20 protein-coding genes are annotated in these 26,045 nt (G+C 66.3%); 15 read left to right on the top strand and 5 right to left on the bottom strand.

Annotated features, from left to right (window positions below; all coding sequences use genetic code 11):
• Nucleotides 1-178 precede the first annotated feature (178 nt).
• Entirely contained in the window at nucleotides 179-2,257 is a 2,079-nt protein-coding gene (locus tag LQG66_RS26835; protein WP_231318641.1) for a prolyl oligopeptidase family serine peptidase, read from the top strand.
• Nucleotides 2,258-2,364: 107 nt separating this feature from the next.
• Here LQG66_RS26835 and LQG66_RS26830 read toward each other — a convergent pair whose 3' ends face one another.
• Nucleotides 2,365-3,042, bottom strand: a complete 678-nt coding sequence (locus LQG66_RS26830) for a DUF938 domain-containing protein (protein WP_231318640.1) — start codon at nucleotides 3,040-3,042, stop codon at nucleotides 2,365-2,367.
• 150 nt (nucleotides 3,043-3,192) lie between these two features.
• On the opposite strand from LQG66_RS26830, the gene soxX reads away from it, so the two are divergent.
• From soxX to LQG66_RS26780, 10 genes are all read left to right on the top strand, one after another.
• Complete coding sequence (gene soxX / locus LQG66_RS26825; protein WP_231327957.1) at nucleotides 3,193-3,522, top strand: sulfur oxidation c-type cytochrome SoxX; 330 nt, start codon at nucleotides 3,193-3,195, stop codon at nucleotides 3,520-3,522.
• Between the two features lie 21 nt (nucleotides 3,523-3,543).
• Nucleotides 3,544-4,038 carry a thiosulfate oxidation carrier protein SoxY gene (gene soxY / locus LQG66_RS26820; RefSeq protein ID WP_231318639.1) on the top strand — a complete coding sequence of 165 codons (495 nt, stop codon included), beginning with the start codon at nucleotides 3,544-3,546 and terminating at the stop codon, nucleotides 4,036-4,038.
• 12 nt (nucleotides 4,039-4,050) lie between these two features.
• On the top strand, nucleotides 4,051-4,362 hold the full coding sequence (gene soxZ / locus LQG66_RS26815; protein ID WP_231318638.1) for a thiosulfate oxidation carrier complex protein SoxZ: 312 nt from the start codon (nucleotides 4,051-4,053) through the stop codon (nucleotides 4,360-4,362).
• Nucleotides 4,359-5,207 carry a sulfur oxidation c-type cytochrome SoxA gene (gene soxA, locus LQG66_RS26810; RefSeq protein WP_231318637.1) on the top strand — a complete coding sequence of 283 codons (849 nt, stop codon included), beginning with the start codon at nucleotides 4,359-4,361 and terminating at the stop codon, nucleotides 5,205-5,207. The genes soxZ and soxA overlap by 4 nt, the downstream gene beginning before the upstream one ends.
• Nucleotides 5,208-5,215: 8 nt before the next feature.
• On the top strand, nucleotides 5,216-5,533 hold the full coding sequence (locus tag LQG66_RS26805) for a hypothetical protein (RefSeq protein WP_231318636.1): 318 nt from the start codon (nucleotides 5,216-5,218) through the stop codon (nucleotides 5,531-5,533).
• A gap of 10 nt (nucleotides 5,534-5,543) precedes the next feature.
• On the top strand, nucleotides 5,544-7,295 hold the full coding sequence (gene soxB, locus LQG66_RS26800) for a thiosulfohydrolase SoxB (RefSeq protein WP_231318635.1): 1,752 nt from the start codon (nucleotides 5,544-5,546) through the stop codon (nucleotides 7,293-7,295).
• A 106-nt stretch (nucleotides 7,296-7,401) separates the two neighbouring features.
• Entirely contained in the window at nucleotides 7,402-8,442 is a 1,041-nt protein-coding gene (locus LQG66_RS26795) for an MBL fold metallo-hydrolase (protein WP_231318634.1), read from the top strand.
• Nucleotides 8,443-8,907: 465 nt separating this feature from the next.
• On the top strand, nucleotides 8,908-10,134 hold the full coding sequence (locus LQG66_RS26790; protein ID WP_231318633.1) for an MFS transporter: 1,227 nt from the start codon (nucleotides 8,908-8,910) through the stop codon (nucleotides 10,132-10,134).
• Nucleotides 10,135-10,441: 307 nt separating this feature from the next.
• The gene (locus LQG66_RS26785; protein WP_231318632.1) at nucleotides 10,442-12,160 is read left to right on the top strand and encodes an N-acyl-D-amino-acid deacylase family protein; all 1,719 of its coding nucleotides are present in this window, start codon (nucleotides 10,442-10,444) and stop codon (nucleotides 12,158-12,160) included.
• Between the two features lie 240 nt (nucleotides 12,161-12,400).
• Nucleotides 12,401-13,450, top strand: coding sequence for an IS110 family RNA-guided transposase (locus LQG66_RS26780; RefSeq protein WP_231327954.1), 1,050 nt, complete (start codon nucleotides 12,401-12,403; stop codon nucleotides 13,448-13,450).
• A gap of 407 nt (nucleotides 13,451-13,857) precedes the next feature.
• Here the strand turns inward: LQG66_RS26780 and LQG66_RS26775 are convergent, their stop codons facing one another.
• Nucleotides 13,858-15,168, bottom strand: a complete 1,311-nt coding sequence (locus LQG66_RS26775) for an MFS transporter (RefSeq protein ID WP_231318631.1) — start codon at nucleotides 15,166-15,168, stop codon at nucleotides 13,858-13,860.
• Nucleotides 15,169-15,430: 262 nt separating this feature from the next.
• Here LQG66_RS26775 and LQG66_RS26770 point away from each other — a divergent pair, with 262 nt between their 5' ends.
• The 4 genes from LQG66_RS26770 to LQG66_RS26755 are packed head-to-tail and all read left to right on the top strand — an operon-like array spanning nucleotide 15,431 to nucleotide 20,033.
• Nucleotides 15,431-16,084, top strand: coding sequence for an ABC transporter ATP-binding protein (locus tag LQG66_RS26770; RefSeq protein WP_231318630.1), 654 nt, complete (start codon nucleotides 15,431-15,433; stop codon nucleotides 16,082-16,084).
• Nucleotides 16,081-18,543: an FtsX-like permease family protein gene (locus LQG66_RS26765; protein ID WP_231318629.1), complete on the top strand. Its 2,463-nt coding sequence runs from the start codon at nucleotides 16,081-16,083 to the stop codon at nucleotides 18,541-18,543. Before LQG66_RS26770 ends, LQG66_RS26765 begins: the two co-directional genes overlap by 4 nt.
• Nucleotides 18,533-19,615 carry a lipocalin-like domain-containing protein gene (locus tag LQG66_RS26760; protein ID WP_231318628.1) on the top strand — a complete coding sequence of 361 codons (1,083 nt, stop codon included), beginning with the start codon at nucleotides 18,533-18,535 and terminating at the stop codon, nucleotides 19,613-19,615. The genes LQG66_RS26765 and LQG66_RS26760 overlap by 11 nt, the downstream gene beginning before the upstream one ends.
• Nucleotides 19,616-19,640: 25 nt before the next feature.
• The gene (locus LQG66_RS26755) at nucleotides 19,641-20,033 is read left to right on the top strand and encodes an MAPEG family protein (RefSeq protein ID WP_231318627.1); all 393 of its coding nucleotides are present in this window, start codon (nucleotides 19,641-19,643) and stop codon (nucleotides 20,031-20,033) included.
• Nucleotides 20,034-20,186: 153 nt separating this feature from the next.
• Here LQG66_RS26755 and LQG66_RS26750 read toward each other — a convergent pair whose 3' ends face one another.
• From LQG66_RS26750 to LQG66_RS26740, 3 genes are all read right to left on the bottom strand, one after another.
• Nucleotides 20,187-21,374 carry an ABC transporter substrate-binding protein gene (locus tag LQG66_RS26750; protein WP_231318626.1) on the bottom strand — a complete coding sequence of 396 codons (1,188 nt, stop codon included), beginning with the start codon at nucleotides 21,372-21,374 and terminating at the stop codon, nucleotides 20,187-20,189.
• 153 nt (nucleotides 21,375-21,527) lie between these two features.
• Nucleotides 21,528-24,680 carry an efflux RND transporter permease subunit gene (locus LQG66_RS26745; protein WP_231318625.1) on the bottom strand — a complete coding sequence of 1,051 codons (3,153 nt, stop codon included), beginning with the start codon at nucleotides 24,678-24,680 and terminating at the stop codon, nucleotides 21,528-21,530.
• Nucleotides 24,677-25,900: an efflux RND transporter periplasmic adaptor subunit gene (locus tag LQG66_RS26740; RefSeq protein ID WP_425601249.1), complete on the bottom strand. Its 1,224-nt coding sequence runs from the start codon at nucleotides 25,898-25,900 to the stop codon at nucleotides 24,677-24,679. The genes LQG66_RS26745 and LQG66_RS26740 overlap by 4 nt, the downstream gene beginning before the upstream one ends.
• Between the last annotated feature and the right edge of the window lie 145 nt (nucleotides 25,901-26,045).

Here is a 26,045-nt window from a genome sequence, read left to right as displayed (position 1 = left end):
CCGCACTATTGCGGGATGGCCGGCGACAAGGCAACCGGCCCGAACGGGCGCAAGCCATGCACCACAAGCCATGCACCAACGGAGTTGCGGACAACGAGCGTGATTCGACAGGCCCGTCCGGCCCGGCTAATCCGGTCGGCGATAGTCTCGCCTCAACGGCGCCTGCGGAGCTTGAGCCATGTCAATCGACCATTCGATCGACGAACGTCCCACCATCGCGGCGCCCGATGACGACCCCTATCTCTGGCTCGAGGACATCGAGGGCGATCGCGCGCTCGGCTATGTCGAGGCACAGAACCAGCGCACGCTCGCCGCATTCGGCGATGCCGGCTTCGAACGCGATCGCGACGCGCTCGCCGCGATCTTCGACCGGCCCGACAACATCCCCTTCGTGAGCCGCCGCGGCGGCCTGCTGTACAATCTCTGGAAGGATGCCGCGCATCCGCGCGGGCTGTGGCGGCGCGCGACGCTGGCGGAATTTCGCAAACCCCAACCGCAATGGGATGACCTGCTCGACCTCGACAAGCTGTCAGCCGACGAAGGCGAGGACTGGGCTTTGAACTGGGTGACGAGCCTGCCGCCGGCGCACGACCGCGCGATCGTCAGCCTGTCGCGCGGCGGCAGCGACGCCGTGGTGCTGCGCGAGTTCGACCTGACGACGAAGCGCTTCGTCATCGATGGCTTCACGCTTCCCGAGGCCAAGGGCAGCCTCGACTGGCTCGATGCCGATACGCTGTTGCTGACAAGCGCCTTTGGCGAGGGCATGGCGACACCCTCCGGCTATGCACGCACGGTGCGGCGGTGGCGACGCGGCCAGCCGATCGAGGCGGCCGAGGTGATCTTCGCGGCCGAGAGCAGCCAGTCGATATGGGTGCGGGTCTCGGTCGACCGCAGCGTGACGCCGGCGCGTGTGTGGTTCTCGGAGGGGCTCGACTTCTTCAACCATCATCTGTGGCTCGGCGACGCGGCCGGCGCGCGCACGAAGCTCGACCTGCCGACCGATTCCTGGACGACGCCTTATGGCGACTGGATGGCGATCAAGCTGCGGCAGCCCTGGACGATCGGCGAGACCACCCATGCGGCCGACGTCGTGCTGGGCATTCGGCTGTCGGCGTTCCTCGAAGGCCGGCGCGATTTCGTCCGCCTGTTCGAACCCGGCCCGCGCCGGGCGCTGCAGTCCCTGTATTGGGCCGGTAGCCGGCTGGTGCTGGCGATCCTCGACGAGCTCAGGACTCAATTCGAGGTCTGGAGCCCGTCGCCGCAGGGCTGGAGCAGCAGCCGGCTGCCCGGACTGCCCGAGATTGCGACGGTCGATGTCTGGCCGCTCGACACCGACGAGGCGGAAGGCAATGGCGACCTGCTCGCCCAAATCCAGGATCCGCTGACGCCGCTCTCGCTGCAGCTGATCGAGGGCTTCGCAGCGCCAACCGTGCTGAAACAGGCGCCCCGCACCTTCACCGCCGAGGGGTTCGTGGTCACCCGACACGAGGCGATCTCGGTGGATGGCGTCAGCATCCCCTACACCCAGACCGGGCCGTCCGATCCGACCGGCGATGCGCCGGTGCACATGCACGCCTATGGCGGCTTCGGCCACACGGTGCGCCCCGGCTACAATTCCGCGCTCGGCAAGCTCTGGCTGGAGCGTGGCGGCACCATCGTCGAGGCCAATATCCGCGGCGGCGGCGAGTTCGGCACCGCCTGGCACGATGCCGGCCGCTACGCCGGCAAGCGGCTCGCGCATGATGATTTCGCGGCCGTCGCCGCCGACCTGGTCCGCCGCGGCGTGACCCGGCCGCAGCGGATCGCCGCCGAGGGCGGCTCCAATGGCGGCATCCTGATCACCAACATGCTGGTGCGCTATCCCGAGCGGTTCGGCGCGCTGTTCTGCACCATCCCGCTGATCGACATGCGCCGCTATACCAAGCTGCTCGCCGGCGCGAGCTGGATCGCCGAATATGGCGATCCGGACAAGGCGGAAGACTGGGGCTGGCTGCAGACCTACTCGGCCTATCACATGGCGAAGCCCGGACAGGCCTACCCGCCGATCCTGATCGCAACGACACGGCGCGACGACCGCGTGCATCCCGGTCATGCCCGCAAGATGACGGCGAAGCTGCAGGCCATGGGCTACGACGCCTGGCTCTACGAGCCGGCCGCGGGCGGTCATGGCTACGGCAAGGACAACCGCGAGCGCGCGGCGTTCATCACGCTGGGCTACCGCTTCCTCGCGCAGCATGTGGGATTGACGATGGATTGAGCAGCACTCTTCGTCGTCATTGCGAGGAGCCGAAGGCGACGACGCAATCCAGGGCCAAGCAAGAAGTCTGGATTGCGTCGCTTCGCTCGCAATGACGGAGGGAGCTGTCAACCCGTGCGCGCGAACACCAGGATCATGTTGTTGGCGGGCATCTCGACGGTCTCGCGCAAGGCAAGGCCGTTGCGCGCCGCGAGCGTTTCGAGATCGGCAATGTCGCGCACGCCCCAATCCGGATTGCCCTCGCGCAAGGACGTGTCGAACACCGCATTGCTGAGCGCGCTGTGCCTGCCGTCGCGCTTGAACGGGCCGTACAGCGCGAGGAAGCCGTCCGCAGACAGGATCTGCGCGGCGCCGGCCAACAATCCCTCCGCCACCGACCACGGCGCAATGTGGATCACATTGGCACAGAAGATCGCGCTGAGCTGCGAAGGCCCGCCGGCGGCGCGAAACGCGGCGACCCAGCCGGGATCGGCAAGGTCGATGCGCTGAGCCTCGCGGACGTTGGACAGGCCGGCATGCGCGCGCCAGGCCGCGATGCTCGTGAGATGATTGGCGTTGAGGTCGCTCGGCCACCAGGTGAGATCCGGCCGTTGGGCGGCGAAATGCACGACATGCTGGCCGGTGCCGCTGCCGGCCTCCAGCACGTCGCCCGAGCGGCCCTCGAGCAGCCGCGCCAGCACGGCCCAGATCGGCTGGTGGTTACGGTGGAAGGCGGCCGCATCCAGCCGCCCATCCGGTTCCACCGGCCGGCCATCCCGCCCGAACTCCACGACATACTCCGCCATCCCGTTCTCCCGGCCATCGCCGCACGCGCCATTAACCGCGTTGCGGCGGCCACCATAGCTGCATTGTCAGCCGATGGTCTTTATGCTTTGCAGCTCTTATATTGCCCGCGTTGACCGAGACTTCGGAACTTCACCTTGATCACATCCGTCATGCGAACCGCCCTGGCGCTGGGGCTCTCGCTCGTCGTTTCTACCGCCGCTCACGCCCAGTCCGGCGCGGCCGACGGCCAGAAGCTGGCGTTCGATCGCGGCAAGGGCAATTGCCTGACCTGCCACGAGATCAAGGGCGGCGACCTGCCGGGCTCGATCGGGCCGAAGCTGGAGAATCTCAAGGGCAAATACGACCGTGCCGAGCTGAGCGCGATCCTCAACGACGAGACGATTCGCAATCCGCAGACGGTGATGCCGCCGTTCGGCCGCAACCGCATCCTGACCGGGCAGGAGATCGACGCCATCGTCGATTTCCTGCAGACCCTCTGACTTCGCGCCTGGAGAGACATGATGACCGCCTCGTTCGGCCCGTTGGCCAACCGCCGCCTGATCCTGAAAGGCGCTGGCCTCGTCGCGCTGATCGGCCTCGGCAACGCCGTGCTGCACGCATCTCCCGCCTTCGCCGCGACCAACGACAACAAATATCCGGAAGACGCCTTCAGGCAGAAGAACGCCGGTGATGCAATCAAGGCGCTGTACGGCCGGGATCACGAGGCCTCCGACAAGATCAAGCTGGACGCGCCGGAGATCGCCGAAAATGGTGGCGTGGTCCCGGTCGCGGTGACGACGACCCTGCCCAACGTGACCTCGATCGCCTTCATCGTCGCCGAGAATCCGAGCGCGCTGGCGGCGTCGTATCGCATCCCCGAAGGCACCGTGCCGGCGGTGGCGAACCGGCTCAAGATGGCCAAGACCTCCAACGTGATCGCGCTCGTCGAATCCGGCGGCAAGCTCTACAGCGCGACCAAGGAGGTCAAGGTCACCGTCGGCGGCTGCGGCGGCTAAGGGAGATCCATCATGGCATCGAGCATCCGCGTCCGCGCCATCCTGAACGGCGACACCGCCGAGGTTCAGACCCTGATCCAGCATCCGATGGATACCGGCCTGGTCAAGGACGCCAAGGGCGAGCTGATCCCGGCGCACTACATCCAGCAGCTGACATTCACGCACAAGGACAAGACCGTGTTCCTCGCCGACTGGGGCACCGCGGTCTCCAAGGACCCCTATGTCAAGTTCGCCTTCAAGGGCGCCGCCAAGGGCGACGAGCTGAAGGTGAGTTGGGTCGACAACAAGGGCGCGACCGACAGCCTGACGGCGACGATCCAATGACGGCGCTGCGCCTCGCGCTTGGTCTGACCGTCGCGCTTGGTCTCGGCGTGTCCGCCGTTGCCGCTGCCGACAAGCCCGACCCGGTCGCCGATGCCAAGGCGTTCCAGGCGTTCTTCGTCAAGAAGTTCCCGAAGGTGGCGTTCGACGATTTCGTCAACGGCCCGTATTCGATGAACGAAGACATGCGCCGGCAGTGGGAAGAGAAGGAGCAGTTTCCTCCGTACGAGTTCGCGCTCGAGGCCGGCAAGGAGATGTTCTCCAAGCCGTTCAAGAACGGCAAGACCTACGCCGACTGCTTCCCCAACGGCGGCATCGGCATCCGCCAGACCTATCCCGCTTTCGACGCGACCGAAGGCAAGGTCATCACGCTGGAGCTGGCGCTGAACCGCTGCCGCGAGGCCAACGGCGAACAGCCCTACTCCTACGTCAAGGACGAGATGGCTTCACTGACCGCCTACATGGCGTACACCTCGCGCGGCAAGCGGTTCGACATCAAGATCCCGGACGATCCGCGCGCGCTGCAGGCCTATGAGAACGGCAAGGAGTATTTCTACACCCGCCGCGGCCAGCTCAACTTCTCCTGCGCGAGCTGCCATGTGCAGAGCCCGGGCGAGCGCATCCGCGCCGAGATCCTGGCGCCGGCGCTCGGCATCCTCAATGCGATGCCGATCTATCGTTCGGAATGGAGCGGCATGGGCACGATCAGCCGCCGCTTCGTCACCTGCAACAGCCAGACCCGCGCCGTACCGCTGGAACCGCAGTCGGACGAATACCGCAACCTCGAATATTATCTGTCCTACGTCTCGAACGGCCTGCCGGTGTCGGGACCAGGAGCACGGCCATGACACCGGTCATGAAAAAGATCGTCTTGAAAAAGATCGTCTTGGCCATGATGGTGCTCGCGGTCGGCGCAGGCTCCGCGCGGGCCGCGTCGGAAGCCGATTACCTCGCGGCCTTCGCGGCGGCCGAGAGCGCCAACAAGGAAGCCAGACGTCTGCGCAACCAATGGACCGTAACCCAGGCCGCACTCACCGCCGCGAAGAAGGCGGCAGACACCGGCAATTTCGACCAGGCCCTCAAATCAGCGCAGGAGGCCGAGGCGCTCGCCAAGGCCTCGATCGTGCAGGCCACCAGCGAGAAGCAACGCTGGAAAGACGTGGAGATCCGGTAGGACGCTGGCCATGACGATGCCGCGCCGGGATTTTCTCAAGCTGTCAGGTGCCGCTGCGCTCGCCGCACCGGCGCTGCTGCGCAGTGCGCAGGCGGCCGACACGGTCAGCCTCTACGACGTCGAGCGCTTCGGCAACGCGCGCATCCTGCACATGACGGACACCCATGCGCAGCTGCGGCCGGTGTATTTCCGCGAACCGAGCGTCAATATCGGCATCGGCGAGATGTGGGGCCGGCCGCCGCATCTGGTGGAACGCGCCTTCCTCGACCGCTACGGCATCCGCCCGGATAGCGCCGAGGCCTATGCCTTCACCTCCTTCGAGTTCGAGAAATCGGCCGGCCGCTTCGGCCGGATGGGCGGCTTCGCGCATCTCAAGACGCTGATCGACAAGCTGCGCGCCGATGTCGGCGACCATCGCTCGCTGCTGCTCGACGGCGGCGATCTCTGGCAGGGCACCGGGCTGGCCAACGCCATGCGCGGCGCCGACATGGTGAACGCGGCCAATCTGCTCGGCATCGATGCGATGACCGGCCATTGGGAGTTCACCTATGGCGAGGAGGCGCTGCGCGCCAACCTCGCACGCTTCAAGGGCGAGTTCCTGGCACAGAACGTGTTCCTGACCGAGGAGGCTGCCTTCAACGACGCCAAGGCGTTCGATACCGGGTCGGGGCGCGTCTTCAAGCCGGCCATGATCAAGGAGATCGGCGGCGCGCGCATTGCCGTGATCGGACAGGCCTTCCCTTACGTGCCAATCGCCCATCCGCGCCGCTTCACGCCGGACTGGACCTTCGGCATCCGCGAGGAGGAGCTGCAGAAGCTCGTCGATGCGTTACGCGGCGCCGACAAGGTCGATGCGGTGATCCTGCTGTCGCACAACGGCATGGACGTCGACCTCAAGCTGGCGAGCCGCGTCACCGGCATCGACGTGATTCTCGGCGGCCACACCCACGATGCGATTCCGCAACCGGTCGCGGTGAGCAACGCCAAGGGCGCGACGCTCGTGACCAATGCCGGCTCGAGCGGCAAATTCCTCGCCGTGCTCGATCTCGACATCGCCAAGGGCCGCGTCGCCGATGCGCGCTACAAGCTGCTGCCGGTCTACTCGGAGCTGGTGAAGCCCGATCCTGCGATGCAGGCGCTGATCGACCAGACGCAGCAGCCGCAGATCGCGGCCTGGAGCGAAAAGCTCGCAACCTCGGACCGGCTGCTCTATCGGCGCGGTAATTTCGAAGGCACCATCGACGACGTGATCTGCGAGGCGCTGCGCCGCGAGCTCGATGCGGAGATCGCGTTGTCGCCGGGGTTCCGCTGGGGCCCCACTCTGCTCGCCGGCCAGTCCATCCTGCTCGAAGACGTGCTGGCGCAAACCGCGATCAGCTATCCCGAGACCTACGTGCAGCAGCTGACGGGAGCGCAGATCAAGGACGTGCTGGAAGACGTCTGCGACAATCTGTTCAACGCCGATCCGTATCTGCAGCAGGGCGGCGACATGGTGCGCCTCGAGGGCCTGTCCTACCGCTGCGCGCCCTCCGAGACGATCGGCAGCCGCATCTCGGATCTTACGCTCGACAATGGCCAGGCGCTCAGCAGCGGCAAGACCTACAAGGTCGCCGGCTGGGCCTCGATGAACGCGCAGGACGGCAAGCCGGTGTGGGACGTCGTCGCCACTTACCTGCGCGGCGTCGGTCTGACGTCGGGTGGAACCAACAAGGTCACGCTGTCGGGCGTTGACGGCAATCCGGGGTTTGCGTCGCAGTCGTAGCAGGTACCTGCGCTGCAGCGCACGGAACTCGCAGCCCATGATGTTGGCGGCGCCGTGCTGGTCGTGCAGTAATCGCAACAGCCCACCGAATCGGAAGGAGGCGCCGATGATCTTCCGCCAATTGTTCGACAGCGTCTCCGGCACCTACAGCTACATCCTTGCCAGCCGCGCCGGCGGCGAGGCACTGATCATCGATCCCGTGCTGGAGAAGGTCGACCGCTACTGCCAGCTGTTGCGCGAGCTCGACCTCAGGCTGGTCAAGGCCGTCGATACGCATCTGCATGCCGATCACGTCACGGGCCTCGGCGCGCTGCGCGACCGCACCCATTGCGTCACCATCATGGGCGAGCAGACCAAGGCCGACGTGGTGGCGATGCGCGTGGCCGAAGGCGACCGGATCGCCATCGAGGGCATCAGCCTGAACGTGATGTACACGCCGGGGCATACCGACGATTCCTACAGCTTCCTGATGGGCGACCGCGTCTTCACCGGCGACACCTTGCTGATTCGCGGCACCGGCCGCACCGACTTCCAGAACGGCGACGCGCGCCAGCAATACGAGTCGATCTTCGACAGGCTGTTGCGCCTGCCCGATGATACGCTGGTCTATCCCGCGCACGACTACAAGGGCGACACCGTCTCCACCATCGGCGAGGAGCGCCGCTACAATCCGCGGCTCCAGGTTGGCTCTATCGATGAGTACGTGACGCTGATGGCCAATCTGAAGCTGCCGAACCCGAAGATGATGGACGTGGCGGTGCCCGCCAACATGCGGGTCGGGCTGCACCAGGACGAGCTCGCGAAGCAGGGCCTGTCGCTGTCGGCGCGCGAGGCGATCGAATGCCTGGGGCGCCCCGACGTGCTGCTGGTCGATCTGCGCGAGACATCCGAACGCGCCAAGCACGGCACGCTGTCGGGCGCGTTGCACGCGCCTTATCCGGCGATCGCGGACAATCTGAAACCCGGCGGCATGCTGCGGGAGGTCGCCGCCGCCACCGGCCGCCGCATCGTGTTCTTCTGCGCCTACGGCGAGCGCTCCGCCATGGCGGTGCAGACCGCGCAGCAGGCGGGCCTCGCCAATACCGCGCATATCGAGGGCGGACTTGATGCGTGGAAGAAGGCTGGCGGGCCGGTGGTGCATCAGTAGGCGATCAATCCTTCGGACTGTCGCTGACTCCCATGGGCGGCTTCCCGTAGTCAGCTCGTCAAACTCCCGTGTCGTCCCGGGCAAGCATCGGCCCCGCAACGCGGGGCCGGTGCGCCGACCCGGGATCCATAGACACCGGCAGTGCGGGCTGAGCACATTGGAGCGGCGAGTGGTCTCACCACGGGCAACGGTGGTTATGGATCCCGGCTTTCGCCGGGACGACACCTCCGGTGAAGAGGCTCTGTGCCTCCCACTCGCGGCGCCGAAAACCCCGGCAATGTATTGTCGCAGCCCACAAATGCCGCCGGTGCGCGCAGGTGCCATGCACCGGCGTTCATGGACAATGAACTGCCATCCGATAGTGTGGCGTTGTGTCGCGCGCCCCTTATTCGGCAGCCCCCGGCGATTTGCCGGCAACGCGCCCTTCAGGTCCATCACCGACGCCGGGAGCCAAACGGATCCACCATGGCTGACGTTCTCGCCGCATCGCAACATACCGGCACACCGGTCCGCGCCGCCTCCTCGCTGCGCACGCTGGCGCTGATCTCGCTGGCGCATTGGGTCAGCCATCTGCACATGCTGGTGCTGCCGATGCTGTTTCCTTACCTCAAGGACAAGCTTGGCGTCGGCTATGTCGAGCTCGGCTTTCCGCTCACGGTGTTCGCGGTGGTGTCGGCCCTGACTCAGGCGCCGGTCGGCTATCTCGTCGATCGCGCCGGCGCGCGCCGCATCCTGCTGCTCGGCCTCACCGTCGGCGGACTGTCGCTCGCCATGCTCGGCTTCCACCTGAGCTATGCCAGCCTGGTCGTCTCGGCGGTGCTGCTCGGCCTCGCCAATGCGGTCTATCACCCCTCGGACTACGCACTGCTGTCAGCCCACATGGAAGAGAGCCGGATGGGCCGCGCCTTCGGCGTCCACACCTTCGCCGGCTATCTCGGCGGCGCGGTGGCGCCCGCTGTCATGGCGGCCCTGGTCACCACCGTCGGCGGCTCCGGCGCGCTGATCGCGGCCGGCCTGGTCGGCCCGCTCGCCGCGCTGCTGCTGCTCGTGGGTAACGTGCCGGAGGTGCCGAAGCATCCGCACCAAACCCGCGCCGACGGCAGCAAGGTGAAGCAGCCGAACCTGCTGACGCCGATGCTGATGCTGCTGACCGTGTTCTTCATGCTGCTCAGCCTGTCCAACGCCGGCATCGCCAGCTTCGGCGTGGTCGCGTTCATGAACGGCTACGGCATCTCGTTCTCGACTGCCAACATCGCCCTAACCGCCTTCCTCGGCGCCAGCGCCGTCGGCGTGCTCGCTGGCGGCCATCTCGCCGACCGCATCCGCCATCACAATCTGGTGGCGGCGGTCGCCTATGCGATCAATGCCGTGCTCGTGCTGGTCATCACCTTCATCAACCTGCCGGTCGTGCTGCTCGTTGCGATCATGCTGACCGCAGGCTTCATGAGCGGCGTGATCGCGCCGTCACGCGACATGCTGGTGCGCAACGCCGCGCCTCCCGGCGCCGCCGGCCGCGCCTTCGGCATCGTCTCGACCGGCTTCAATTTCGCCGGCGTGATCAGCCCGCTGCTGTTCGGCTGGATCATGGACATGAACGCGCCGCGCTGGGTGTTCGGCACCTCGGTCGTGTTCATGCTGCTGACGATCGTGCTCGCGTTCTTCACCGAGCCGAAGAAGGCGAAGGCGGCGTAACACTTTCGCGTGGAGCCCGACATCGCGCCGCATGCGCAGTGCACCTCGCCCCGCTTGCGGGGAGAGGTCGGATTGCATCGACAGATGCAATCCGGGTGAAGGGGGTACAGGTCTATCCACACACACTTCCAGTGCGTCTGCCCCTCACCCCAACCCTCTCCCCGTGAAGAACGGGGAGAGGGAGCGCACCGCCATCGCGGCTCCCAACTCTTCGCGGCGCAACGCTGCTGTCTCTTCCCGTATGTTGACATCATCGCCTTCCCGCCGAAAATGTCGGCATAACAACAACCCCCGGGGAAGATACGCCATGTCGCAGCCAGATCTCGTGATCCGCGGCGGAACCATTGCTGATGGCTCCGGCGGCGATCTCTACGAGGCCGACGTCGCCATCTCAGACGGCCGCATCGTCGAGGTCGGCAAGGTCGGCGCAAAAGGCCGCGAGGAGATCGAGGCCCGCGGCAGACTGGTGACGCCCGGCTTCGTCGACGTCCACACCCACTACGACGGCCAGGTCACCTGGAGCCATGACATCTCGCCGTCCTCGCAGAACGGCGTCACGACAGCGATCATGGGCAATTGCGGCGTCGGCTTCGCGCCGTGCCGGCCCGCCGACCATCAGCGGCTGATTCAGTTGATGGAGGGCGTCGAGGACATTCCCGAGCCCGTGCTCGAAGCCGGCATTCCCTGGGAATGGGAGAGCTTTCCGGACTACATGGAGTGGCTGGCGCGGCGCCCGTTCGATCTCGACATCGGCGCGCAACTGCCGCACGCAGCGCTGCGCGTCTATGTGATGGGCGAGCGCGGCGCCCGGCGCGATCCTGCCACCGCAGATGACAACCACGCCATGGCGGCGCTCGCCCGCGATGCCGTCAGAGCGGGCGCACTCGGCTTCTCCACCTCGCGCACGCTCAACCATCGCACCTCGACCGGCGACTACACGCCGACCTTGAAGGCCGGCGAGGACGAGTTGACGACGATCGCAAGCGCGATGCACAGCGCCGGCCGCAGCGTGCTGCAATTCGTGCTCGACATCTCGACCATCCACGAAGACCTGCCGATGATGCTGCGGATCGCGGAGGCGACGCAATGCCCGATCTCGTTCTCGGTGACGCAGAACGACCGCGCACCGCAGCGCTGGCGCCAGACGCTCGCCGAGATCAATGCAGCCGCCGCACGCGGCCTGTCGGTGACGGCGCAGATCGCGGCGCGCCCGGTCGGGCTGCTGCTCGGGCTCGAATTGTCGCGCAATCCGCTGCAGACGCACCCGAGCTACCAGGCGATCGCGCATCTGCCGCTGGCGGAGCGCGTCGTCCGGATGCGCGACCCGCAGGTACGCGCGGCGATCCTGAGCGAGCAGGCGCGAGCGACCGACGACCCGCTGTTCTTCAAACCGGACTACGGCAAGATGTACCTGCTCGGCGATCCGCCCGACTATGAGCAGCCGCCGGAGAACTCGCTGGGCGCCCAGGCGCGCGCGAGGGGGTGCCGGCCAGAGGAGATCGCCTATGACGCGATGCTGTCGGATCAGGGACGCGGCATGCTCTATGTGCCGTTCCTGAACTACTCCGATGGCAATCTCGACGCCACCTACGAGATGCTGCGCAATCCTCAGAGCGTGCCGGGTCTCAGCGACGGCGGCGCGCATTGCGGCATCATCTGCGATGCCAGCTTCCCGACCTATCTGCTGACGCATTGGACGCGTGACCGCAGGCGTGGCGACAAGCTGTCGATCCCCTTCGTCGTCGCCGCCCAGTCGCGCAAGAGCGCGCTCTCGGTCGGGCTCGACGATCGCGGCCTGCTCGCGCCGGGCTACAAGGCCGACGTCAACGTCATCGACTATGACCGGCTGCATCTGCACCCGCCCAAGGTGCACTACGACCTGCCCGTCGGCGGCCGCCGCCTGATGCAGGAGGTCGACGGCTATGAGGCGACCATCGTCTCCGGCGTGGTGACGCGCCGGAACGGTGAAGCCACGGGCGCCCGGCCGGGACGCCTCGTCAGAGGTGCGCGAGCCGGCGTGCAATGACAGCGTGTTCGTCGTTTGGCTGCAGGCACACGGCCAACGAGAGCCTCGCTGTCGTCCCGGACAAGCGCGCGGCACGCGCGCGCCGATCCGGGATCCATAACCCCAGGGAGTTGTTCGAGGCACGATAGTCGATCAATTTGGCCCAGCCACACCCGCCGCGGCGTGATGGTGTGGACGGCCCCCTACGGCATCAGTTGTGCCAGAATGAGGTTGTCGAAGTCTCATACTTGGGAGCCGTCCGTGAGCCAGATTATCCGCATTGGGCTGGATACGTCGAAGTATATTTTTCAACTGCATGGGGTGGATGGATCGGAGCGTGTGGTGTTGCGCAAGCGGCTCACGCGCAAGGTGATGCTGGATTTCTTTGCCAAATTGCCGCCGACGGTGGTGGTGATGGAAGCGTGCGGGGCCGCGCACCACCTGGCGCGCGAGCTTGGCAAGCTGGGTCACACGGCCAAGCTGATCGCGCCGCAGTTGGTGAAGCCCTATGTCGAGCGCAACAAGAACGACGGGCGAGACGCAGAGGGGCTGTGCGAGGCATCGAGCCGGCCGCGGATGCGTTATGTGCCGGTCAAGACGGCGGAGCAGCAGGCCGCCTTGATGCTGCTGGGCATCCGTGAGCAGCTGGTGACCCGTCGCACCCAGCTGAGCAACATGATCCGTGGTTACGCGGCTGAGTTCGGTTTGACCGAGGCCAGAGGGCTCGACAAGCTCGCCTCGTTGCTGACCAGGATCGAACAGGATGACAGCGTACCGGAGATGGCGCGTGAGCTGTTTGCGATGCAGGCTCGTGAATACGCCTGGGTGCAGGAGGAATTGAAGACGATCGAGGCCAAGCTTCTGGCTTGGCACCGCGCCAATGCCATGAGCCGGCGTCTGGCACAGATCCCGGGAGTGGGCCCGGTCACCGCCGCAGCGCTGGTGATGAAGGCGCCAGATCCGCACGCCTTTCGTTCTGGCCGGCTGTTCGCAGCCTGGATGGGCCTCACGCCGAGGGACCATTCGACCGGCGGAAAGACCCGGCTCGGCAAGATCACGCGCGCCGGTGACGAGCGATTGCGCCAGCTGCTCGTGGTGGGCGCGACCTCGGTCATCAAAGTGGCAAAGGCGAAGGGGCAAGGGCCGGGCTGGCTCATTGAGCTGTTGAAGCGCAAATCGGCCAAGCTTGCCGCGGTGGCGCTCGCCAACAAGATCGCCCGCATCGCGTGGAAGCTGATGACCACGGGAGAGACCTTTGATGGCGCACGACTGGCTGGCCTGGCGAAGGCCCCCGTAGCGGCCGCCGCGTAACAAACAAAAGGATTCGGCCGACCGGAGGGCGATCCCACCGGCCGAACCGGAGCTGCAAGAGCAGAGGAGATGGTGCGATCGATCGAACCGAGATGCGGGCAAATCCGTGGGACCCATTGGCCGAACAAGGTCGCTGGCGTGTTTGGAACCCGTGTCGCGGAAACCATCTTGGCCAGCGGCCCAACAGGCCACATCCAAAGGCCGGACATATGGATGCAAGCGATCCGATCGAACCTCAACACCGCTCTTGTGCCACGGGGGCCGTCCACATATGGGTCCCGGGTCGGCGTCCGCCAACGCTGCGCGTTGTCGGACTTGCCCGGGACGACACCGAATGTGAGGCCCGCGTTGTGGCAAGGCGACGCCACGCTCGTCGTCGTTGCAGGCAGCGGAGACCAAGCCACCGCTCACGCAAATTCCGGTGCGGCAGCCTGGTGCGCCTGCAGGCGCGCGCGTTCGGTGTTGGGCCAGAGCAGCGCCAGGCCGAGCAGGCCGGAGAGCAGCATGATCACGGCGTTGATGGTGAAGCCCATCAGGTAGCCTTCGAGCAGGCTGCCTGATGCCTGGATCATCTTGCCCATCACGACAGGCGCGACGATGCCGGCGAGCGTATAGAGCGCGCCGTAGATCGCCATCGCCGCGCCACGCTGCGCCACCGGCGTGAATTCGCCGATCATCGGCGGACAGACCACGTAGATCGATCCGCACAGCCCCGAACCGACGACGAGCAGCGCGATCTTGGCTGCGGCACCGTCGACATGCGGCATCGCCGCCACCAGGACGGCTCCGAAGATCAACGGCGTCGCGCCGAGCACGCCGCGGGCCACGCGTGTCGAGACGCCGCGGGCCATCAGCCGTTGCGACAGCCAGCCCGTGGTCAGCACCACGCACGCCCCGAAGATCCAGGGCATGATCGAGATGAAGCCGGCCTCCTGCTGTGAAAAGCCCAGGCCCTTGACCAGGAACGGCGTCATCCAGGTCAGCCCCAGCGACAGCGCCCAATAGGCGCCGAACGTCGCCGCAACGCAGCCGACGAAGGTCCGCGATGTCAGCAGCTGCAGATAGGGCACGCGCTGCTCGCGCGATGCGGCCAGCTCGACCTCGGCCAAGGGACCCTCCTGGCCCAGCCAAAGCCACGCCGCGCTCCACATCAGGCCGACGATGCCGAGCGCGCCGAACGCATAGTGCCAGCCGTGATTCACGATCACCCAGTTCAGCGCGGGCACCGCAAGGATGATACCGAAGGCGGACCCTTGCGACAGAATCGCGGTCGGCATCGCGCGTTTCTCATCGGGAAACCATTTGTAGACCGCATGAACGGCGACGGACGCCGCGGGCCCTTCACCGGCCCCGAGAATGATTCGGCAGATCACGAGCGTGCTGAAGCCGATGGTGCCGACCATCGGGAACTGCGCCAGCGCCCAGATCACCGCGAGCACCAGCAGGACCCAGCGCGTCGGGACCCTGTTCACGACGAACCCGACCACGATCGCGGCAATCGAGAACAGCAGGAAGAAGGACGAACCGAGCACGCCGAACTGCTCGGGCGTGAGATTGAGTTCGGTCATGATCGGCACCCCTGCGAGTCCGACCACGATCTTGTCGGCGAAGTTGACCAACATGAACAGGAACAGCAGGAACGTGATTTTCCAGGCGCCCTTGGGCGTCGGCCTCGACGTCGTTCCGGAGGTGCCCTCGAGCGTGACTGGCGCGGCCATGTTTCTTCCCCGTCGTTCTCATGATCCGCCCCTCTCGTCCGGGCGTTTTGCACATGCTACCCACGAAGCCGCGGCGCAAGCAACCGGCCCGCGAGCTAAGCTATTGCTGCAACGCGAGAATCCGCCATTCGAAGATGAGCAGTGCAGCGTCCGCAACCTGCCCACGAAGCAGTAGCATCTCCCACCGCCTGGAACGACAACGAAGGCGTGATGTTCGGGTACGACCTTGTTATGTTGTGACGCAACAACCTCGAAGAAGCTCGTGCTCAACGTCCGGCATCTCATCAAGTCCTATCGATCCGGCGGCGAGCCGATCAGCGTTCTGCGCGGCGTCGATCTCGACGTGAGCGGTGGCGAGCGTGTCGCCCTGACCGGCGAGTCCGGTTCAGGCAAGAGCACGTTGCTGCATCTGATCGCCGGCCTCGATGCGGCAGATGGCGGCGAGATCGCGCTCGATGGCGTTGCGATCAGCGGACTGGACGATGCCGGACGCGCAGCGCTGCGGCGCGAGCGGCTCGGCCTCGTGTTTCAGCAGTTCAACCTGGTGCCGAGCCTGTCGGTGGCCGACAATCTGACATTCCAGGCGCGGCTGGCCGGACGGCATGATCCGGCGTGGCAAACGGAGCTGGTCGAGCGGCTCGGACTCAAGACGCTGCTCAGGCGCTATCCGGAGCAGCTCTCGGGCGGCCAGCAGCAGCGCGTCGCCATTGGCCGGGCGCTGGCGGTCAAGCCGGTCCTGCTGCTGGCGGACGAACCGACCGGCAATCTCGACGAGGACACCGCCGACGAAGTGATGGCGCTGACGCGCGACCTCGTCGCGCGCACCGGCTGCGGCTTCCTGATGGTGACGCACAGCGCGCGGCTGGCGGCGATGCTCGACCGCCATGTTCATCTGCACGCCGGACGCGTCGCATGAGGCGCGCGCTGTGGATATCAGCCGTGCTGCTCAGTCACTGGCGCCGGCATCCGATGCAGCTCGCGACATTGCTGATCGGGCTGATCTCGGCCACGGCGCTGTGGAGCGGCGTGCAGGCACTGAACCAGCAGGCGCGCAGCTCCTATGATCGCGCGGCCGCGATCTTCGGCGGCGCGCGTACGCCGATGCTGGTCGCGACCGACGGCCGGATGCTGCCGCAGAGTGTCTTCGCCGAGCTGCGCCGCGCTGGCTGGGCAGTATCGCCGATCGTCGAAGGCCGCGTGCAGATCGACGGCCGCTCGATCCGGCTGCTCGGCATCGAGCCGTTCAGCATCCCCAAGGAGGTCGGCGACGCCCCGACAGTCGGGCGCAGCGAGCTCGAGGCGTTCCTCACGCCGCCGCATCGCACTTTGATCTCGCCGGAAACACTGGCGGATCTGGGACTGAAGAACGGTGCGGCGCCGCGGCTGAGCAATGACGCTGTGCTGCCGCCGCTGATGGCGCAACAGCAGCTTGCGCCCGGCGTGCTCGTGGTCGACATCGGGGACGCGCAGAAGCTGCTGGACAGACCGGGCCAGATCTCGCGCCTGCTGGTCGGCAAGGGGCCAGGGAAGCCGCAGCCGCTGCAGACGATCGCAGGCGGCCGCCTGCAGCTGGTCCAGCCTGAAGCCGAGACCGACCTGGAGCGGTTGACCGACAGCTTCCATCTCAACCTGACGGCGTTCGGCCTGCTGTCGTTCGTCGTCGGCCTCTTCATCGTCAATTCCGCGATTGGCCTCGCCTTCGAACAGCGGCTGCCGGTGCTGCGCACCTTGCGCGCCTGCGGCGTGTCGGCGCGCCAGCTCAACAGCGTGCTGATCGGCGAGCTCATCGCCTTCGCGCTGGTCGCGGGCCTCGTCGGCCTCGTCTGCGGCTATTTCATCGCCGCGGCGCTGCTGCCGAACGTTGCCGCTTCGCTGCGTGGCCTGTATGGCGCGCAGGTGCCGGGCGAACTGAACCTGCGGCCCGAATGGTGGCTCGCCGGCCTCGTCATCAGCGTCGCCGGCGCGCTCGTGGCGGCGACGACCAGCCTGATCAAATCGATGCGGCTGCCGATCCTCTCCACCGCGCAACCCTATGCATGGCAGGAGGCGCAGCGGCGCTGGTTGCGGCTGCAGAGCGCGGTCGCGCTCGCGTTCTTCGCCGCCGCCGGCCTGTTGCTGTGGTTTGGCCAGTCGCTGCTGGCGGGCTTCGGCGTGCTCGCGGCGATGATGCTGGGCGCGGCGCTGCTGCTGCCGGCGATCCTGCAACTCGTGCTGCGGCTCGGCGAACGCGGCGCGCGCGGGGCGCTGGCGCAATGGTTCTGGGCCGACAGCCGCCAACAGATCTCGGGCTTGTCGCTGGCGCTGATGGCGCTGCTGATGGCGCTGGCCGTCAATGTCGGCGTCGCGACGATGGTCGAGACCTTCAGCCGCACCTTCCTGGTCTGGCTCGACGGCCGGCTCGCCGCGGATGTCTACATCAGCGCCTCGGATGAAGCACAGGCCCGCGACATCCAGACCTGGCTGCGCGCGCGACCCGAGGTACAGGCGGTGCTGCCGGGCGGCCGCGCCGAGGCCCAGCTTGCGGGCGCGCCGATCGACGTGCTCGGCCTACCCGATCACGACACCTATCGCGAACACTGGCCGCTGCTGCAGGCCGGCGAGAACGCCTGGAAGCAGCTGGTGCGCGGCGACGCCGGCTTCGTCAGCGAGCAGCTGGCGCGGCGGCTCACTCTTGCGGTCGGCGACAGCTTCGACGTTCCCGCGCCCACCGGCGACTGGCGCATCACCGTCGCGGGCATCTATGCCGACTACGGCAATCCCAAGGGACAGGTCGCGGTCAACGTCGCCGCGCTGACGCGCCGCTTTCCGGCGACGCCGATGACGCGGATGGCGGTGCGCGCAGCGTCTGCTGACGTGCCGGGACTGATCGCGGGGCTCACGAACACGTTCGGGCTCGACGGCCGCAATGTCGTCGACCAGGCCACCGTGAAGCAGGAGTCGCGGCAGATCTTCAACCGCACCTTTGCGGTGACCGGCGCGCTCAACACCTTCACGCTCGGCGTCGCTGCCATCGCGCTCTTGACCAGCCTGCTGACGCTGGCCAATTCACGGCTGCCGCAGCTCGCGCCGCTGTGGGCGATCGGGCTGACGCGCCGTCGGCTCGCCGAGGTCGAGCTGTTGAAGACGCTATCGCTCGCCGGCCTCACCGCGCTGCTGGCGCTGCCGCTCGGTCTATTGGTGGCCTGGTGCCTGATCGCGATCGTCAATGTGAAAGCGTTCGGCTGGCGGCTGCCGTTCGACGTGTTTCCGCTGCAGCTGATCCGGCTCTTGATCATCACGCTCTTTGCCGCGCTGATCGCCTCGCTGCTGCCGGTGCTGCGGCTGGCGCGGATGCAGCCGGCCGATCTGGTCAGGACCTTCACCATTGAGCGCTAGAGCGACCATCACGCGGCGCGGCCTGATCGGCGGGCTTGGCTTTTTGGCGCTGCCGCGCGCCGCACACGGGCAGGGCTTCGCCGGACTGAGTGACAGCGCAGACGGCTTTACGCCGGTGACGCCGGGCAAGACCTTCACATTCCCGGCCGACCACGGGCCGCACAACGATTTCCGCATCGAATGGTGGTACGTCACCGCGAATCTCAGCGACAGCAGCGGCAAGGCCTATGGTCTGCAATGGACGCTGTTCCGCTCGGCGGCGCGGCCGGGACCACAGGGCGAGGGTTTTGACAATCAGCAGCTCTGGATGGCGCACGCTGCGGCGACACGCGCGGACAGCCATCGCTCGACCGAGAAATTCGCGCGCGGCGGCATCGGCCAGGCGGGCGTCGAGGCCACGCCGTTCCAGGCCTGGATCGACGACTGGCAGCTGCGCGGGACAGCCACTACCGACGATCAGTCGCTGGCGCCGCTCGACATGACGGCGACAGCAAGCGACTTCTCATATGCGCTGCATCTGGAGGCGGACCGGCCGGTGGTGCTGCAGGGCATCGGCGGCTACAGCCGCAAATCCGAGCGCGGCCAGGCGTCCTACTACTACAGCCAGCCGTTCTATCGCGCCCGCGGCCGCCTCAGCTTCGATGACACGCCGGTGGAGGTGACCGGCGTGGCCTGGCTCGACCGCGAATGGAGCAGCCAGCCGCTGGCCTCCGACCAGAGCGGCTGGGACTGGTTCGCGCTGCATTTCAACGACGGTGAGAAGCTGATGTTGTACCGGATGCGGCAGGGCGACGGCAACTACACGTCCGGCACCTGGGTCATGGCGGACGGCACCTCACGCGCGCTCGGCCCCGAGGGCATCGTGATGACGCCGACGGAGACGGTTACGATCGGCGAGCGCAAGCTGCCGGTCGGCTGGCGCGTCGAGATCGCCTCACTCGGCATCGCCATCGATTCGACGCCGCTGAACCCGAAGGCCTGGATGGGCACCCGCGTGCCCTATTGGGAGGGGCCGATCAGCTTCAAGGGCAGCCACACGGGGGTAGGCTATCTCGAGCTGACCGGGTATTAGAAGGCGCTCACAGGGGGAACCGCGCATGTATCACTCCACCGCACTCGTAACGGTGCTCGCGCTCATACTGTATTTCTACATGGGGCTCCGCGTCGCGCAGGCGCGCGCCCGCTTCGGCGTCAAGGCGCCTGCGACCACCGGCAATGCCGATTTCGAGCGCGCCTTCCGCGTGCAGATGAACACCCTGGAATGGCTGCCGATCTTCCTGCCGGCATTGTGGCTGTTCGCGATCTATATCAGCGATTGGATCGCTGCGCTCATCGGCCTGGTCTGGATCGTGGGCCGCGCGATGTACATGGTCGGCTATGCCAAGGCGGCGGAGAAGCGCGGCCACGGCTTCGGCGTTCAGGCGCTGGCGGCCTCGGTCCTGCTCGTCGGCGCCCTGATCGCGATCCTCTGGCGCCTGCTGCACGGCTGATTGCCCAGTCCCTCCTGTCGTCCCCGCGACGCAGGGGCCCATAACCACCAGCGGATGTTTGTTGCGCAACAGAGCAACGTGCGGGCCTCCTTACGATAGATCATGCGTACGGGCCCCGGCTTTCGCCGGGGCAACACCCATTGTTTGGCGCGATCACTTCGTCAGCGGACAGCCGCTGTCCTTGGCCGCGAAGAACGCCTTGTCGCCGGGCACCGTGGCGAGCTGCTTGTAGTAGTCCCACGGCTTCTTCGATTCCGACGGCTTCTTGACCTCGAACAGATACATGTCGTGGACCATGCGGCCGTTGGCGAGCACCTTGCCTTGCGCGAAGGCGTCGTCGACCGGCAGCTCCTTCAGCTTGGCTACGACCGCATCCGAGTCCTTGCTGCCGGCGGCCTTGACTGCCTTCAGGTAGGACAACGTCGCCGAATAGGTGCCGGCGTGGATCATGCTCGGCATGCGCGAGGTGCGCTTGAAGAAGCGCTCGCTGAAGGCACGGGACTTGTCGTCGCGATCCCAGTAGAAGCCCTCGGTCAGGATCAGGCCCTGCGCGGCCTCCAATCCCAGGCCATGAACCTCCGACAGCGTCATCAGGAGACCGGCGAGCTTCTGGCCGCCCTTGACGATGCCGAACTCGGCCGCCTGCTTGATCGAGTTGGTGGTGTCGAGGCCGGCATTGGCGAGCCCGATGACCTTGGCCTTGGAGCTCTGCGCCTGCAGCAGGAAGGAGGAGAAGTCCGACGAGTTGAGCGGAATGCGCACCGAGCCCAGCACCTTGCCACCCTTCGACGTCACGATGTCGCTGGTGTCCTTCTCCAGCGCGTAGCCGAAGGCGTAGTCGGCGGTCATGAAGAACCAGGTGTTGCCGCCGGACTCGACCAGCGCCCCACCGGTACCGACCGCGAGCGCGCGCGTGTCATAGGCCCAATGGAAACCGTAGGGCGTGCAGGCATCGCCCGTGATGCGCGAGGTCGCGGCCCCGACGACGATGTCGATCTTCTTCTTTTCCTTCGACAGATCCTGGATCGCGAGCGCGACCGAGGAGGTCGTCAGCTCCGTGATCATGTCGACACCCTCGGTGTCGTACCAGCGCCGCGCGATCGACGACGCAAGATCCGGCTTGTTCTGGTGGTCGGCCGTGACCAGTTCGACCTTCTGGCCCAGCACCTCGCCGCCGAAATCCTCGATCGCCATCCTGGCGGCCTCGACGGAATATTTGCCGCCGTAATCGGCGTAGACGCCGGACTGGTCGTTGAGGATGCCGATCTTGACCTGTGCCGACGCCGGCGCGGCGATGAACAGCGCGCCGACCGCGGCAAAAGCCAGAAAGCCCGATTTCATAGGTTCTCTCCCGATTGTTCTTGGTTGTGACAGACCATTCGTCCTGGAATGCCGCATCATGATAGGCCAGAACCCCGGCCGCGCCCATCCCTTCCCGCGGCGGCCACGGCCGCGCTCGAGTGCGTGGTCCGGCACCGACATTCGCTTGGAGAGCTAGAGCGCCGGCTTGGTGCGCCTCGATCCGTCGGCGAGGTTGCGGACCACGACATAGAAGATCGGCGTGAAGATCAGGCCGAACAGCGTCACGCCGAGCATGCCGAAGAACACCGCGACACCGACCGCCTGGCGCATCTCCGACCCCGAGCCGGTGGAGACGACGAGCGGCAGCACGCCGAGGATGAACGCGAAGGACGTCATCAGGATCGGCCGCAGGCGCAGACGGCAGGCCTCGATCACGGCATCGAGCCGCTCGCGACCCTCGCGCTCGATGTCGCGGGCGAACTCCACGATCAGAATAGCATTCTTGGCCGCGAGCCCGACCAGCACCACGAAGCCGATCTGGGTCAGGATGTTGACGTCCTGCCCCATGATCCTGACCCCGATGGTGGCGGCGAGCAGGCACATCGGCACGATGAGAATCACGGCGAAGGGCAGGCTCCAGCTGCCATATTGCGCCGACAGCACCAGGAACACGAACAGCACGCAGATCGGAAACACATAGAGCCCCGAATTGCCGCCGGTGACCTGCTGATAGGACAGGTCGGTCCACTCATAGGAGAAGCCGCTCGGCAGCGTCTCGGCGGCGAGCCGCTTCATGGTGTCGATCGCGGCCGCCGAGCTGGTCCCCGGCAAGGTGTCGCCCTGCACTTCGGACGACGGATAGAGATTGTAGCGCGCGACGCGATCCGGCCCGGAGATGTCCTTGAAGTCGACGACGCTGCCGAGCTGCACCATGTCTCCGGCGGCGTTGCGCGTGCGCAGGCGGGCGAGATCCGCCGTCTCCTTGCGGAACGGCAGGTCGGCCTGCGCCGTGACGTGGTAGGTGCGGCCGAACAGGTTGAAGTCGTTGACATAGGCCGAACCGAAATAGGTCTCGATCGTCTCGGTGATGTTGGCGATGGGAACGCCGAGCTTCTGCGCCTTGACCCGATCGATATCGACGAACACCTGCGGCGTGTTGGCGCTGTAGGGCGAAAACACCGCGGTCAGTCCCGGCGCCTTGCGCGCCGCCCCGACCAGTTCATCGGTCGCCGCCGCCAACAGGTCGCTGCCGCGGCCCTGGCGGTCCTGGATCCGCATCGTGAACCCACCGCCCGTGCCGATGCCGGGGACTGCCGGCGGCGGGATCACGATGATGAAGGCATCTTCGATGGCGCCCAGCCGCTTGCGCAGCTCCGCGGTGATGGCATTGGCGGTCAGACCCTTCTTGGCCCGCACCTCGGGCTCGTCGAACACTGGAAACAGCGCCGCGGAATTGCCGGACTGGGTGCGCGTGGCGCCCGACAAGCCCGCCAGCGCCGGAACGCGCACGACGCCCGGCGTCGCCAGCGCGATGTTCTCGATCTTGCGCACGACCTCGGTGGTGCGCGCCAGCGAGGCAGCGCCCGGCAATTGGACGGCGACGATGACGTAACCGCGGTCCTGCGCCGGGATGAAGCCTTGCGGCGTGGTGTACAGCAGCCAGCCGGCGCTGCCGATCAGCAGCGCATAGACCACGAGCATCAAGACGGCGTGGCCGATCACGAAGCCAGCCACCCGCGCATAGCCGTGCGACAGCCGGTCGAAGACGCGGTTGAACAGGCCGGTGAAGGCGCCCCAGCCGCGCGCGATGACATTCCAGCGCGCCGGCGGCCGTTTCTCGCCATGCGGCTGCAGCAGTTGCGACGCCAGCGCCGGCGACAGCGTCAGCGAACAGAAGCAGGAGATCGCGGTCGCGACCGCGATGGTGACGGCGAATTGCTGGAAGAACTGCCCGGAAATGCCGCCGAGGAACGCCGTCGGCACGAACACCGCACACAGCACCAGCGCGATCGAGACCAGCGCGCCGCCAACCTCTTCCATGGTCTTGAGCGCGGCGTCGCGCCGGCTCATGCCGTGCTCGAGATGCCGCTCGACGTTCTCGACCACGACGATGGCGTCGTCGACCACGATGCCGACCGCAAGCACCAGGCCGAACAGCGTGAGATTGTTGATCGAGAAGCCGAGCGCGGCCATCACCGCGAAGGTGCCGACCAGCGAGACCGGAATCGCGATGATGGGAATGATCGCAGGGCGCCAGCCCTGCAGGAACACCAGCACCACGATCACGACGAGCACCATCGCCTCGTAGATCGTCTTCACCAGCTCGCTGACGGACTGTGCGATGAACTCGGTCGGGTTGTAGCCGATATTGTAGTCCAGCCCTTTCGGGAAGTTCGCCTTGAGGCTGGTCATCGTATCGGAAATGCGCTTGGCGGTGGCGAGAGCGTTGGAGCCCGGACGCTGGAACACCAGCATGGCAACAGCTGATTTCCGCAACAGGAACCCGTTGGTCGAGAAATCCAGCGCGCCGAGCTCGATCCGCGCGACGTCGCGCAGCCGCACCGTGCGGCCGTCGCTGCCGGCCTTGACGACGATGTCCTCGAATTGTCCAGGCTCTTTCAGCCGGCCGGTGAAGGTCAGATTGGGCTGGAAGGCGCGGTCGGCAATCGGCGGCGAGGCGATCTGGCCGCCGGTGATCTGGAGGTTCTGGGAGCGGATCGCCGCGATCACATCGCCCGCGGTCATGCCGAGATTGGCGATCTTGTCGGGATCGAGCCACAGCCGCATCGAATAGTCTCGCGCACCGAAGATCGTGATGTCGCCGACCCCGTCGAGCCGCAGCAACTGATCACGGACCTGCAGCAACGCATAGTTGGAGATGTAGGTCTGGTCGAAAGTGTCGTCCGGCGACAGCATGAACACGACCATCATCAGGTCGGGGCTGTTCTTGCGGGTGACGACGCCGTTGCGCTGCACCTCCTCCGGCAGCCGCGGCTGCGCGATCGCGACGCGGTTCTGTACCAGCACCTGGGCCTTGTCGAGATCGGTGCCGAGCTTGAAGGTTACCGTGATGTTCAACTGGCCGTTCGACGTCGCCTGGCTGTACAGATACAGCATGTCGTCGACGCCGTTGATCTCCTGCTCGATCGGAGCCGCGACCGTATCGGACACCGTCTGCGCCGAGGCGCCCGGATATTGCGTGGTGACGACGACCGTCGGCGGCACCACCTGCGGATATTCCGAGACCGGCAGGGTCGTGTAGGCGAGCGCGCCGACGATCAGCAGCACGATCGACAGCACCATCGCCAGGATCGGCTGATTGATGGAGAGCCGGCCGAGATTCATGTCTTGTCACCGGTCTTGCCGCCACTCGACTGGGCCGCAGGATGCGGACTGACCTTGGCGCCAACACGGGCGCGCTGCAGTCCCTCGACGATGACGCGGTCCTCCGCCTTGAGGCCTTCGCGGATCACGCGCAGGCCGTCATCGAGCGGCCCGAGCACGACCGGCCTCGCCTCCACGCTGTTGTCGTCCTTGACGACGAACACGATTTTCCGCGACTGATCGGTGGCTACAGCGGTGTCCGGCAACAGCAGGGCCTCATACGGCGCACTGCCGATCAGCCTGACGCGCGCGAACTGCCCGGGCAGGATCGACAGATCGTGATTGGGAATCACCGCGCGGCTGCGCAAGGTGCCGGTGGACACGTCGAGGCGGTTGTCGAGAAAGTCCATCTTGCCGTCATGCGACGGTTTGGTCTCGCCGGTCAGCGTCACCTGCACCGGATTGGGCGTCTCACGCGAGCTTGGCCGCTTGCCCTCGAAATAGAGCCGGTTGTTCTTCAGGTAAGTCGCCTCGTCCATATCGAAATAGATATAGATCGGGTCCATCGAGACGATCGTGGTCAGAAGCGTCGAGGTACCGTTGTCGCTGCCCTGGACGAGATTGCCGACACTGACGAGATGGCGACTGACACGGCCGGTGATCGGCGCCTGCACATGCGTGAACTCGATATTGAGCTGCGCCGCCTTGAGGGCGCCCTCGGCCTGCGTTTCCGCAGCGTGGGCCGCCTGCAGCGCCTGACGGCGCTGATCGACGATGGAGTCGGAGACGGCCTGGCTCTGGTTCAAGGTCAGGCTGCGATCGAGTTCGCGCTTCGCAAGTTCCGCCTTCGCGCGCGCATCAGCCAATTGGCCATCGGCTTGTGTGGCGACGGCCTCGAACGGGCGGGGGTCGATCACATAGAGCAGGTCGCCGGTCTTGACCATGGCGCCGTCGCGGAACTCGACGTTGGTCACGAAGCCGCCGACCCGCGCCCGGACCTGGACTTCCTCGACGGCCTCGAAGCGCCCGGTGAACTCGTCCCAATCGGTGACCGTGCGCCTGGTCGGCTGTGCCACGGTGACCGGCGGAGCGGCCGGCGCCGCGGCCTGCTGCGGAGGCTTCTCGCTGCAGCCCGACAGGGCCAGCACGAGCAGCACGACCGACGGCCCGATCGCGCGCACGGGCTGGATGTTGAGATCCGCGGCTTGACGTGAAGGAACAGGGGAGTCGGTCGCACTCAAGGTCGTCTCCTTTGCGCCAGACCGCGATCGGGGCGACCGGCCACAGGCGTTCGAGAGCATCTTTGTTCGCGGGCATCAGTCGACGAGATCGGCGCCCCGCTCAAGGACGGATTGGCGACTGCAGGCCCGCTTCCATAATCTCACA

It is taken from the genome of Bradyrhizobium ontarionense (assembly GCF_021088345.1).
Classification (GTDB): Bacteria; Pseudomonadota; Alphaproteobacteria; order Rhizobiales; family Xanthobacteraceae; genus Bradyrhizobium; species Bradyrhizobium ontarionense.
The sequence above is the reverse complement of the archived record's forward strand: the minus strand, read 5'-3'. Positions and strand labels throughout refer to the sequence as shown.